Origin of the sequence: Pseudomonas sp. OVF7 (assembly GCF_030644265.1) — a bacterium.
Classification (GTDB): domain Bacteria; phylum Pseudomonadota; class Gammaproteobacteria; order Pseudomonadales; family Pseudomonadaceae; genus Aquipseudomonas; species Aquipseudomonas gorinensis.
Genome location: NZ_CP128996.1, coordinates 3,258,519 through 3,271,203, shown reverse-complemented (window position 1 = coordinate 3,271,203; position 12,685 = coordinate 3,258,519). Strand labels below are relative to the sequence as shown.

The following is a 12,685-nucleotide window of genomic DNA, read 5'->3' as shown; positions in this document are numbered from 1 at the left end:
GCCATGACCAGTCTGAAAGCCCACGAATTGTTCACGCCTGCCTGCCAGTTGCAAGATCAGACCGACCTGCCCCGGGTTGGCTTTCGCGGTACGCAAAGCGCCGAGTACCTCAGCGCACGCGGCTTCACCCTGCCCGATGCGCCCAACCGCGCACTCGCGCAGGCCGACGGCGGTTGGGTGGCGCGCCTGTCGCAGAACGAATACCTGTTGTTGGGCAGCCCCCAGGATGAGGGCCAGCGCATCGCCGATGAAGAAGCGCGCTGGGAACTCGACCACCGCGCCAACTACCTGCTGCCGCGCCAGGACAGCCATGCCTGTGTGCGGCTCAGCGGCGGTGTGATTGCCCAGGTCATGGCCAAGCTGTGCGGCGTCGACCTCAGCCACCCGGCATTCAAACCGGGCATGGTGGCGCAGACGTCGGTGGCGCGGGTGAATGGGATTGTCATCCACACAGGGAGTGTGGAGGTGCCGGCGTTTCATATCCTGTGGGATCGCGCCTCGAAGGAATACTTCGAGGGCGCGTTGCGGGATGCGTTGGAGGAGTTTGGCGGCGTGGGTCAGTCAGTTTAGGCGTGCCGTAAAGCATTCAAGATAGGCCCGAACCATCATGGAGTAAGGTGCCTGGGGTTTGGCCATGGATTTCATTTGTTGTACGGTACGGTCGCGCAGGTGCTTCAATCCCTGCTCGATAAGCTTGTCCTCGTCGGCGTAATCGTATGCGGGCTTGGACGCCCGCAACTTCAATTTTTTGATAAAGGTGGTAATTTCCACCACCTGACTTTCCATGAACATCAGCTGACGTAGCACGCGAGTTCTATCCTGCACCAACCCCAGGCGGTTAAGGCCGTAGATCAGAATCGAGACCGAACCTCGCAGATCGAGGTTGTGCCTGAGGGTCAAAGCCAACTCATCACGAAACTCTTCCCGGGTTTTCGGGTCGAGTCCGATGCTCGAAGGGATTGCGCCCACATTCGGCCTAGCCAACATCAGCCCGATGATATTCTTGAAATCTATGTAGTAATCCAGGTGATCTTTCGGCTGATCCAGGCATGGGTTCAGCAACAAGGGGAGCTCCTTGGAGCTATCACCCGTCCGGTCGGTTACACGTGCTCCCAAGACCGGAAAATGCGTACCTTTGCCCGTGAATGCGGAACGTGGATCCTCGAACTGCCCTTTATGTTCCAGCAGCACCACAGGTTTGCCTGATGCCCTAGGTAAGCTTTGGCTGCGACGTTGGTTGCAGTAGATGCAACTGGGCAACAAGTTGTCCCAAGCAGCACCTAGCCACCAATAACCCTCGTGATCCGCTTCGCCTTGCACGCTTTCTTTGGGTCGGTAATGCTCAACTTCCATCGCCGACGTTGCGTAATAGAGACTCTCGCAGTAGGCACACTTGCGGTGGAACATCTCATTGAGTCGCGCACGGACGCTATCGTGCCCGTATAACTGAAAGGGCGATGGCGGTTTAGCGACGGTCGCGGGAGGCTTTAGTCCTGCCAGTTTTGCCTGCGCTTTGTTCTGCTCGTTCAGCGCGCGGATTCGCGCTTTTTCCTTGATGTATGCCTCCACCTTCACCAACTCAAGCTCCGCCTCCGAACGGTGGCCAAGAACGGCGACCATCACCTTTGGCGTGGAGTATTGACTTCGGTCCACATAACGCATGCTCAGAAGCCCTCCAGGAGGTCTAGGATTTCACGTTTGGCCGCTTCATCTAATGCCTTTAATTGCTCGCTGGAAGCAGTGGTCCGGGCCTGAAGAAATCTAGCGACCGCCTCTTGCACCACCTGTTGTCCACGAGTTGTACCCACCGGCAAAACGTCGTTGATCTCCTGCTTGAAACGCGCAACTAGTTGCTGATCTTCAGGGTCGGAAAGTTCGCCCCTATAGCTTGCGCTCAACAAGTCGGCAAGCTTGGCCATTTTCAGATTCATCACTGGCTGGTCGGTTGAGGCAACATTGAAAAAATCTGAGGTCAACAGTTGCTCAATAGTTAATTGGCTAATGTCGGGCAGATGTTGCAATTGCTCTACAAGCGCCCTTTGCTCCGTGTCGCCCCCCTCCCCGTCTGAAGTCGTTGTAGTGCGATGAACCACTATAACTTCTCCGTTACGCATGCCGCGCACACACAGTGGGTCATGGCTTGTCGCGATGAAGGTGACCTTTGGCAACGCCATGCGCAAAGCCCCCATGATTTGGATTTTCCAACGTGGGTGCAGATGGGCTTCCACCTCGTCGATCAGCACAATGGCACGGGCGTTTTCCAGACTTTGATAGTGCGGGTTAGTGCTGCGGTCCATCAGCCTGCGCATGATGTCGCAGACCATTGCTAGCACGGAACGGTATCCCGAGGACACCTGCGTGAGGGGTGTCTTGACCTTCACACCGCCTTGCACTGTGACAATAAAGCAACGTAGTTCGTCCTCAGATTTCTCAATGACCTGGATATTTTCCTCGACAGTCATAATAAAGCGTAAGGCACGCGTCACCTCATTGAGGTCATCATCTTTTAACGCCAACAGCCAAGGCTCGGGGTCTGGTAATAGGCGGTTGGAATTGAACAGGTTGAACACCGAATGTCCAAGCTTGAATTTATCGCTATTTTTTTGGTACTGGCGAAATGCGCCATAGGCAAACACTGGGGGACGCAAAAACGATGTCTGCGGTTTCCAACCCGCTTTATTGATCTCCAACACAGTATCGGGACCCTCGTCAAAGCCGAGGCGAATCTGAGCTGAAAGCATCCCATCCTGGTTTTTCGCACCTAGCTGAGTCGAATCTAGCACTAGGTCGCTAGCTTTCAGCCCTAGAGCCTTTCGAGTTTTCCGGTCAGACAATGCAAGAGCGGTAGCCTCAAGAATCGAGCTTTTTCCAGTGGCATTTTCTCCTAGGATCAACATGGCCGAATGCATTGGTTCACTGCTTAATACCGAATCCGCGCTTGGAAGAGTCAGTTGCAACTTGAGATAATCGATGGCTTTAAAATGGGTCAGCTCAATTGAAAGCAAAGAAGGGTATACCGAGGGAGTAACGGGCAGTTGCTCGTCCGACATACTCGTTGGTTCGACACGCTCCGGCTGAGTTATTGCGATCGACGGGTAACGGCCAAAATCACCCGTTTCAATCCAGCTCTGCAATATTTCCCGATATTCATCAAAACCTTTATGCAGGGACAGGGCACGAAATGAATGACCCACTTTGGTACGCGAAACATCTACTTTTTTCTTAAGTGCACGTGATAAATGCTGAACTATCATTCGGCACTGTAAATACCACAAACCACCAAACTCCAGATTGGAGAAGTCGAAAATCGGAAAATTTCCCTCAACAACTACCAGGCGTTCAGTGGTGTCGGGAGTCAGAAGCAACCTTCGATACTCCCCCAACCTGATACGGCGTTTTTCCACCAAATCTTCACGATTAAGCTTGAAGTGCTCAATTGTTAGGGCGCCCCTTGCCCCCTGCTTTTGCAACATGCCTGTAATTGATATAAAGAAATAATCGTAAAAGCGCTCGTTACGACAGGGGTCGATTAAAAGCTGTCTTTCGGCAATAGGGTAGCCCCGCCACGATCCCAAATCCTCATCAACGTACCACTGAATATCGTCAATATCAGGCAGACGTACACGGTTGCCTGTTACTGGGAAAAATTCTGATTGGCGTGGTACACAGCGATGGCAAATCGGGTAAATATTCTCCCAGGCATTAGCAAGCCAGCTGTAATACAGATGACTATTTTTAGCTTCCGGCGTTGCAGAAGCTGACGGTCGAAACCGATAGGGAAATGTCTCACCCCGAGTTTCACAAAATGCGCACTTACCCCGAAATAAACGCCCGAGCCCATCGAACACGGTACCGTCCTTGAGGTCGAGCGCATGATCTGAAAAACGCGTCTGCGCACGTTCTACCGGATCCAATTCAAAAAATTGCAGCAACCGGTGCCGGGCCCCACTCGCTACGCTTCCACGGAAAAATTTCGGCGGCGGCTCGGCACTGCGCTCAAAAAACTGCATCGCTCTCTTCCCTAAGACCTTCAAAAGAGAGCAAGGTTAATAGCATTACGCCACCAAGGAAACTCCAACGCGCAGTTTTACTCTACGTACTTCAACCGCGCCGCTACCTGCTTGGCTGCTTGATTCCGTGTCGCCAGGCAGTAATACAACGGACACGTCACCACCAACCCCACCAGCCACGACAAATCCGCGCCTTCCACCAGGTTGGCCCACGGCCCCACATACAGCGAGGTATTGGCAAACGGCAGTTGCACAAGGATGCCAAGGAAATACGCCACGATCGCATGCAGGTTGAAACGCCCGTACACCCCGCCATCCGCCTGGAAGATCGAGGCAATGTAATAGACCCCGCGCTTGATGACGTAGAAGTCGATCAGGTTGATCGAGGCCCACGGCACCAGTACCAGCAACAGCGCGAGGATCAGGCCGATAAATTGCGAGATGAAGTCCGCTGACGCACCCAACGCGACGACACAGCAACCGGCGAGGATCACGCCTGAGAGCAGCACGCGCACCTTGATGCTGGGGGTCCAGTGGCTGGCGAAGGTCTGGACCGAGGTGATGATCGACAGCACCGCGCCATACAGATTCAGGGCGTTGTGGCTGATGATGTTGAGCAGGAACAGCACCATCAGGATCGGCCCCAGCCAGCCGGTGGCTTGCTTGACGGCGAGCATGGCTTCGGTGCCTTCGGGGGTGGCCAATGCCGCGACCAGGCCAAAGGCGAAGGACAGGATGGTGCCAAGGGTCGCGCCCAGGTAAGTCGCGATAAATGGCCGAGTGATGCCGATATCCGCCGGCAGGTAGCGTGAGTAGTCGCTGGTGTAGGGCGAAAAGCTGATCTGCCAGATCACCCCCAGCGATACGGTGGCCAGCCAGCCGGCCGCGTTGAAGCCGCCACGGGTGAGGAAGTCCGCCGGCAGGTCATGGGCGAAGATGTAGACGAACCCCGCCAGCAACGCGCTGCCCATCACCCACGTGCCGATACGGTTGAGGCTATGGATAAAGCGGTAGCCGATCACGCCGATAGCCGTGGCGGCGAGCGCGCCGATCAGGATGCTTGCCGGCACCGGGACCGACGGCACGATGCCGACGATGGACTTGCCCGCCAGTACGATATTGGAAATGAAGAAACCGATGTAGATCAGCGCGGCGAAGAACACGATCAGCAGCGCACCGTAACGGCCGAACTGGCCCCGGCTCTGCACCATCTGCGGGATGCCCATGCGCGGGCCCTGCGCCGATGCGAGGGCAATCACGATGCCGCCGAGCAGGTGCCCAAGGGCAATCGCCAGCAGCCCCCACACCAGGTTGAGATGGAACACCTGGGCCACCATGGCGCCGGTGACGATGGGCAGCGGTGCAATGTTGGTGCTGAACCATAAGGTGAACAGGTCGCGGGCCTTTCCATGGCGCTCTGCGAGGGGGACGTAATCGACCGTGTGATGCTCGATCAGGGGGTCTTGCCGGGACATCTGGGGCATGGAAATGAACTCGCGTTTGTCTGATCTTATAGTTGTTTGACGCCAAACCGGGGGAGCTCTGCGGCCGCCCCTCAGATGAACACCATATTATGGTATTCCAACATTTTCACAAGACTGATCCGTAGTCTCAGCGCGCATCTGATCCGCAAGTGTGCCACAGGGCACGCGGTTATTTCCTGGCATAGTCCCCGTATTTATTGGCTGTAAGAGCCAGGATCGACGTTCATCGGGCGATTGAAAAAGCGGTTGCACGGATTGTATTACGGTATACCATCATACCTACAAACCTATAAAAGCCGCTCAACCCGCAGAGGACCGTCCCATGATCGATGCCGCCATCTACAAACAAGTGATGGGTTCGTTTCCGTCCGGGGTCACCGTGATCACCACGCTGGATGACGACGGGCAAATCGTCGGGCTGACGGCCAGCGCCTTCAGCTCGTTATCCATGGACCCGGCCCTGGTGTTGTTTTGCCCCAACTACAGTTCCGACTCGTACCCGGTGCTGATCAAGAACAAGCGCTTTGCCATCCACGTCCTTTCCGCAGGCCAGCAAAGCGAAGCCTACGCGTTCGCGCGCAAGGGCAAGGACAAGGCGCAAGGCATCGAATGGACCTTGAGCGCACTGGGCAACCCGATCCTGGCCAATGCCACGGCGGTGATCGAGTGCGAGTTGTGGCGCGAATACGAAGGCGGCGACCACGCGATCATGGTCGGCTCGGTGAAGAACCTGATCGTGCCCCAGCAGAACGCCGGGCCACTGGTGTACTGCCACGGCAAGATGGGCGCCCTGCCGCTGCCGGCCTGAGCCACACAATCATCAGGCAGCCCTCGGTCTGGTTTTGCTCTGGCTTCTGTGTGCCTTAGAGCCAACCGGAGTCGTGTCTGGTGTACTCGGTTAGACATGTGGGAGGGGGCTTGCCCCCGATCGCGGTGGGACAGCCCGCTTATTTGTCGCTGACCCACCGCCATCGGGGGCAAGCCCCCTCCCACAGTTTGATTGCGGGATGACGGCCAGATACAGGTCAGGTTCGAAACCGGCTGACCAGTTGATTCAACGTCTGCGACAACGCCGTCAATTGCTGTGCATCCTGGCGTGTGGCGTCGGCCAGGCTTGCAACCAATTGCGCATCCCCGTGAATCTGGCTGATATGTCGATTGATGTCTTCGGCCACCTGGTGCTGCTCTTCTGCGGCGGTGGCGATTTGCGTATTCATGTCGTGGATCACGTCCACCGACTCACGGATCAACCCGAAACTTTCGCGAGCGTCGTTGATCGACACCACCGTTTCCTGGGACACCTCAAGGCTGGCATGCATCTGCTTGCCCATCTGGTGTGTGCGCCGCGCCAGGTTACCCAGCAGCCCGTCGATTTCGCCGGTGGAGTCCGACGTGCGTTTGGCCAACGCGCGCACCTCGTCCGCCACCACCGCAAAACCACGGCCCTGCTCACCCGCCCGCGCGGCTTCGATGGCGGCGTTCAGCGCCAACAGGTTGGTCTGTTCGGCGATGGAGCGGATGGTGCCGAGGATCGACTGGATGTCGTTGCTGTCTTTTTCCAGTTGCTCCATGGCCTGGGCGGAGTGGCCGATTTCTTCGCTCAGGCGCCCCACGCTGTTCACCGCCGCGTCGATCTGTTGCTGCCCGGTATGGGCCTGGCGCTGGCCGTTGTCGGCCGAGTCGGCGGCCTGGCTGCAGGAACGCGCGACTTCGTTGGAAGTGGCGACCATTTCATGAAACGCGGTGGAGACCATATCCACCGCTTCGCGCTGGCGCGAGGCGACTTCGGCCATTTCCACCGAGACTTCAGTGGCACTGCCAGAGCTGCTGTGGATCTGCCCGGCGGCCTGGCCGATGCGTTGAATCAGCGTGCGGATCGCTTCGAGGAACTGGTTGAACCAGCCGGCCAGTTGCGCCGTCTCGTCGCGGCCCTTGATCGCCAGGCGCGCGGTCAGGTCACCTTCGCCTTGGGCGATACCTTCCAGGCCACTGGCCACGCCGCGAATCGGCTTGACGATCAGCCCGGCAAACCAGGCCCCGACCCCGGCAAACAGCACCGCGCACACCAGCGCGATGGCTGCGATCAGCCAGGTCAGGCGCGCCGCGCCGGCCATCACTTCACTTTCGCGCATCACCCCGACAAATCGCCAACCCAGCGCCTTGGATGGCCAGACAAGCGCCATGTAGCGCTCCCCCGCCAGCTCGACCTGGACCAAACCCTGGCCGGCCTCGCTCAACTGCCGGTAGCCCTCGCCCAACTCGCCCAGCGCCTTGAAGTTGTGGGACGGGTCATTCGGGTCGACCAGTACGGTATTGTCGGCCTCCATCAGCATCAGGTAGCCGCTCTCGCCCAACTTGATCTGCTTGACCAGGTCGGTCAGTTGCTTGAGCGATACGTCGATATTCACCACCCCACCCGGCTTGCCCTGGCGGCTGTTGAAACTTTGCACGGTGCTGACCAGCACCACATCGTCGGCGGCCCAGTAGTAGGCCTGGGTGCGCAGGGTCTTGCCCGGCTGCGCCATCGCGGTTTTGTACCAGGGACGCGTGCGCGGGTCGTAGCTGGCGAGCTGGGGGTCGCCGGGCCAGAACACATAACCACCGTCTTCGGTGCCCAAGGACAGATAGGTATAGGCCGAATGACTCTTGGCCAAGCCTTCGAACAGTTTGAACACCTGCTCGTCACGCACGCCGGGGGCGACGCGCGCAGCATCGGCGGCCAGGTAGCGTTTCACATCGCCATCAATGCCCTGCAACTGCGGGTGCGCTGCCAGGTAGGCGACGTTCTGGCTGATGCCCTCGAAAAACAGCTGCATGGCGTTGTCGACCTGGCGGATCTCGCGCTCGCTGCCGTCGATAAAGCCATCCCGTGCTTCATGACGCACGTTGAGGATGATCATCACAGCCACCAGAATCACCGGCAGGCTGGCGATCACCGTAAAGGCCAGGATCAATTTTTGTTTTATGTTCATCTAGCTCGCCTTCCTTGTGAGGTGAGAGTGCGACCGTTGGAGAGAAAAGTTTTGCGGATATTCCGTATTATGGTATACCAACAATCAATCCGCCGAACAGCCGTCATCACTGGCAGGCTTCACAAGGGCGTGAGCATTCAAGGGCCCGCAGTCGACAGGCCGATCACAATAGATCCGAGGTAAGCGTCATGAAGTTTTCCCTGTTCGTACACATGGAGCGCTGGGATGAAAGCATCAGCCACCGCCAGCTGTTCGAAGACTTGACCGAACTGACCCTGATGGCCGAAGCCGGTGGTTTCAGCACCGTATGGATTGGCGAGCACCACGCCATGGAATACACCATCTCGCCCAGCCCGATGCCGTTGCTGGCTTACCTCGCGGCCAAGACCACCACCATTCACCTGGGCGCCGGCACCATCATCGCGCCGTTCTGGCACCCGCTGCGGGTGGCGGGTGAATGCGCCTTGCTCGACGTGATCAGCAACGGCCGCATGGAAGTCGGCCTGGCCCGTGGCGCTTACCAGGTGGAATTCGACCGCATGGCCGGTGGCATGCCCGCCTCCAGCGGTGGCCAGGCCCTGCGCGAAATGGTGCCGGTGGTGCGCGCGCTGTGGCAGGGCGACTACGCCCATGATGGCGACCTCTGGAAGTTCCCCACCTCCACCAGCGTGCCCAAACCGATCCAAAAGCCCAACCCGCCGATGTGGATCGCCGCCCGCGACCCGGACTCACACAACTTCGCAGTGGCCAACGGCTGCAACGTGATGGTCACGCCGCTGATGAAAGGCGATGAAGAGGTGCTCGACCTGAAGAACAAATTCCAGGCCGCCCTGGACAACAACCCGGCGGTGCCGCGCCCGCAATTGATGGTGCTGCGCCACACCCACGTACACGCCGCCGACGATCCAGAGGGCTGGAAAGTCGGGGCCAAGGCGATCTCCAAGTTCTATCGCACCTTCGATGCCTGGTTCGGCAACAAAGAGGTGCCGGTCAACGGCTTCCTGGCGCCAAGCCCGGAGGAAAAATTCGCCGCCCGCCCCGAGTTCGAACTGGACAGCCTGCACAAGACCGCGATGATCGGCACCGCCGAAGAGATCATCCCGCGCATCAAGTACTACCAGGAATTGGGCGTGGATGAGTTCAGCTTCTGGTGCGACAACAGCTTGCCCCACGCCGAGAAGAAGAAATCCCTGGCGCTGTTTATCGAGCAGGTCGTGCCAGCGTTTCGTTGATTGATATGAGCCGTAGGCCGGTGGGGATGTTCCGCCACGCCTACGGCTGCTTTGCCAACTGATACACCGCCCCCAACCAGACGCCCCCCGAAAGCCGAACAGGTCCGCACCGGGAGCGGCCTGCCGCGCCGCGATCGCCCAATCCTCTTGAATACTTGCCTGATCCTCCGACTTATCGGCGCTTTGATAGATAGCCCTTGCCCCCTGGTCTAGAGTTCGACAATGAGCGCCTGTCGCTCGCATAAGAAAAAAGCCCCACCGACCGAAGATCAGCCGATGAGCCACGGAGCCATGCATCATGGAGCTACGAATCAACCAAAAGTCCTATCAGGTCGATGCCGACGCCGACACGCCATTGCTGTGGGTCATCCGTGATGACCTTGGGCTGACCGGTACCAAGTACGGCTGCGGCCTGGCGCAATGCGGCGCCTGCTCGGTGCTGGTGGACGGCAACGTGGTGCGTTCCTGCGTCACGCCGGTGGCGGGTGTGGTCGGTCGCGAGATCACCACCATCGAGGCCATCGAGGCCGATGCGGTGGGCCAGCGGGTGGTCGCCGCCTGGGTCGAGCATCAAGTGGCGCAATGCGGTTACTGCCAGTCCGGGCAGGTGATGGCCGCCACCGCGCTGCTCAAGCACACCCCCGCGCCGAGTGATGCGCAGATCGAAGCGGCGATGGTCAACCTGTGCCGCTGTGGCACCTATAACGCCATTCGTACCGCAGTGCATGACCTGGCCAAGCAGGAGAATGCCTGATGAACACGCGCTACGAGCTACCCGACCTGTCGCTGAGCGAGCCCATCAACCTGTCGCGCCGGCGCTTTCTGGCCAGCACGGCCGTGGGCGCGCTGGTCATCGGATTCGGCTTGCCGCTGGGCTCGGCCCGGGTGCAGGCCGCCGCCACGGCGGAACGCGGCACCCAGGTGCCGGCGTTCCTGGAGATCCGCCCGGACGGCAGCGTGCGCCTGCTCAGCCCCTTCATGGAAGGAGGCCAAGGCACCCATACCGCGATGGCGCAGATTGTCGGCGAAGAGCTGGACGCCGACCCCGCCACGTTCATCGTCGAAGCCGCGCCGCCCGGTGAAGCGTATGTGGTGATGGAAAACGGCATGCGCATTACCGGCGGCAGCATGTCGGTGCGCATGAGTTACCCGACCATGCGCCGCCTCGGCGCCCTGGCCCGCGCCATGCTGTTGCAGGCCGGCGCCGAGCAGTTGGGCGTACCGCTGGCCGAGCTGACCACCCAGCCGGGCCGTGTGGTTCATGCCGCGTCTGGCCGCTCACTGGGCTACGGCGAGCTGGCCAGTCGCGCGCTGGACATGCCGGTGCCCGACCCGGCCAGCATCACCCTGCGCGACCCGAGCCAGTTCCGCTGGATCGGCAAGCCGGTCAAGCGCCTGGATGCCTATGACAAATCCACCGGCAAGGCGCAATACAGCATCGACATGAAGGTCGACGGCATGCTCCACGCCGCCGTGCAGCACGCGCCGCGCCTGGGCATGAGCGTGGGCGGCCTGCGCAACCAGGCCCAGGTCGAAGCCATGAAAGGCGTGCACTCGGTGCATCAACTGCCTGGGGCGGTCGCCGTCGTGGCCGAACGCTGGTGGCACGCCAAGCGCGCCGTCGAGGCGATCCAGGTCGACTGGCAGGAAGCTGCCGCCGATGCCAGCGTGCGCGTGATGCCGGCGAATTTTTCCAGCGACACGTACCGTGATTTTCTTGCGGCCCAACAAGGCCCGGCCCGCGACGACGAAAACCAAGGCGACGTCGCCGCCGCCCTGGCAAGCGCCAAGACCCAGGTCGAAGCCACCTACCACAATCAATACGTCAACCACGCTCAGTTGGAGCCGCCGTCGGCCTTGGCACGCTTCAACCCCGACGGCACGCTGGACATCTGGCTGCCCAACCAGGCGCCCGACCTGTTCCGCGCCGACATCGCCAAGCGCGCCGGTCTCGACCCGTCCAAAATCAACCTGCACTCGCCCCTGCTGGGCGGCTTTTTCGGCCGCCATTTCCTGTATGACTCGGCCAGCCCGTACCCGCAGGCCATCGCCCTGGCCAAGGCGGTGGGCCGTCCGATCAAGTTGATCTGGAGCCGCGAGGAAGAGTTTCTGCGCGATGTGCTGCGCCCGGTGGCGGTGGTCAAGTTCCGCGCCGCGCTGGACGCCGAAGGCTTGCCCGTGGCAATCGAGGCAGTCAGCGCCACCGAAGGCCCCACCGAAGCCATCGCCGGCAAACAGGGCGAAAAGCTCGACCCCACGGCCCTTGAAGGGCTGTCGGGCAAGAGCTACGCCATCCCCAACAAACGCATCGCGCAGATCTATGTCAAGGGCCCGGCCATGCTCGGCTATTGGCGCTCGGTGGGCAATTCGCTCAACGACTTCTTCTACGAAGCGTTCCTTGATGAACTGGCGGACAAAGGCGGCCGCGATCCCTTTGAGCTGCGCCTGCACCTGCTGCGCGACAACCCACGGCTGACCACCTTGCTCAACGCGGTGGGCGAGCTGTCCGGTGGCTGGAAGCGTGGCCCCTACACCGCCGAAGACGGCACTCGACGCGCGCGCGGCGTGGCCATGGCTTCGCCGTTCGGCTCCCACGCCGCAGTGATCGCTGAAGTGTCGATCGACAAGGGCCAGGTCAAGGTGCACCAGATCTGGGAAGCCATCGATCCGGGCAGCATCGTCAACCCGGCGATCATTGAGGCCCAGGTCAATGGCGCCGTGGCGTTGGGCCTGTCGCAAACCTTGCTGGAGGAAGCGGTGTACGTGGACGGCAAGCCACGTGCGCGCAACTACGACCTGTACCCGATCCTGCCGCCTTCGCGCATGGCCCAGGTGCACGTCAAGATCGTCGAAAGTGGCGAAAAGATGGGCGGTATCGGCGAACCACCGCTGCCTGCCGTGGCGCCGGCGGTGGCCAATGCGGTCGCGCAGCTGACTGGCCAGCGCATCCGCAGCCTGCCATTGAGCCGATACACCTTCAGCTAACC

Annotated in this window: 9 protein-coding genes and 1 pseudogene; 5 read left to right on the top strand and 5 right to left on the bottom strand. The window is 59.9% G+C overall.

All coding sequences use genetic code 11. From position 1 onward, the window contains the following. The first annotated feature begins 3 nt into the window (after positions 1 to 3). Positions 4 to 570, top strand: a complete 567-nt coding sequence (locus QU606_RS15045; protein ID WP_168233164.1) for a sarcosine oxidase subunit gamma — start codon at positions 4 to 6, stop codon at positions 568 to 570. Here the strand turns inward: QU606_RS15045 and QU606_RS15040 are convergent. The 3 genes from QU606_RS15040 to QU606_RS15030 all read right to left on the bottom strand — a co-directional run bounded on the left by QU606_RS15040 (position 562) and on the right by QU606_RS15030 (position 5,494). After that, positions 562 to 1,662 (bottom strand): HNH endonuclease, encoded by a 1,101-nt coding sequence (locus QU606_RS15040; protein WP_024074668.1) that lies wholly within the window; start codon positions 1,660 to 1,662, stop codon positions 562 to 564. The genes QU606_RS15045 and QU606_RS15040 overlap by 9 nt on opposite strands. 2 nt (positions 1,663 to 1,664) lie before the next feature. Continuing rightward, positions 1,665 to 4,010: an AAA family ATPase gene (locus tag QU606_RS15035; RefSeq protein ID WP_150054871.1), complete on the bottom strand. Its 2,346-nt coding sequence runs from the start codon at positions 4,008 to 4,010 to the stop codon at positions 1,665 to 1,667. Between the two features lie 77 nt (positions 4,011 to 4,087). Continuing rightward, positions 4,088 to 5,494 (bottom strand): cytosine permease, encoded by a 1,407-nt coding sequence (locus tag QU606_RS15030; protein ID WP_304998524.1) that lies wholly within the window; start codon positions 5,492 to 5,494, stop codon positions 4,088 to 4,090. A 322-nt stretch (positions 5,495 to 5,816) separates the two neighbouring features. Here QU606_RS15030 and QU606_RS15025 point away from each other — a divergent pair, with 322 nt between their 5' ends. Continuing rightward, a complete protein-coding gene (locus QU606_RS15025) occupies positions 5,817 to 6,302 on the top strand; it encodes a flavin reductase family protein (protein WP_024074665.1) in 486 nt (161 codons plus the stop codon). 217 nt (positions 6,303 to 6,519) lie between these two features. Here QU606_RS15025 and QU606_RS32995 read toward each other — a convergent pair whose 3' ends face one another. Both QU606_RS32995 and QU606_RS32990 read right to left on the bottom strand, forming a co-directional pair. Further along, positions 6,520 to 7,248 (bottom strand): methyl-accepting chemotaxis protein, encoded by a 729-nt coding sequence (locus QU606_RS32995; RefSeq protein WP_370531118.1) that lies wholly within the window; start codon positions 7,246 to 7,248, stop codon positions 6,520 to 6,522. A gap of 129 nt (positions 7,249 to 7,377) precedes the next feature. Beyond that, positions 7,378 to 8,310: pseudogene (locus QU606_RS32990) on the bottom strand (cache domain-containing protein); the annotation flags it as partial. Between the two features lie 344 nt (positions 8,311 to 8,654). Here QU606_RS32990 and QU606_RS15015 point away from each other — a divergent pair. From QU606_RS15015 to QU606_RS15005, 3 genes are all read left to right on the top strand, one after another. Continuing rightward, a complete protein-coding gene (locus QU606_RS15015; RefSeq protein WP_069075680.1) occupies positions 8,655 to 9,698 on the top strand; it encodes an LLM class flavin-dependent oxidoreductase in 1,044 nt (347 codons plus the stop codon). Between the two features lie 298 nt (positions 9,699 to 9,996). After that, a complete protein-coding gene (locus QU606_RS15010) occupies positions 9,997 to 10,452 on the top strand; it encodes a (2Fe-2S)-binding protein (protein ID WP_024074662.1) in 456 nt (151 codons plus the stop codon). Further along, positions 10,452 to 12,683, top strand: coding sequence for a xanthine dehydrogenase family protein molybdopterin-binding subunit (locus QU606_RS15005; protein WP_102624677.1), 2,232 nt, complete (start codon positions 10,452 to 10,454; stop codon positions 12,681 to 12,683). The genes QU606_RS15010 and QU606_RS15005 overlap by 1 nt, the downstream gene beginning before the upstream one ends. The last annotated feature ends 2 nt before the right edge of the window (positions 12,684 to 12,685 follow it).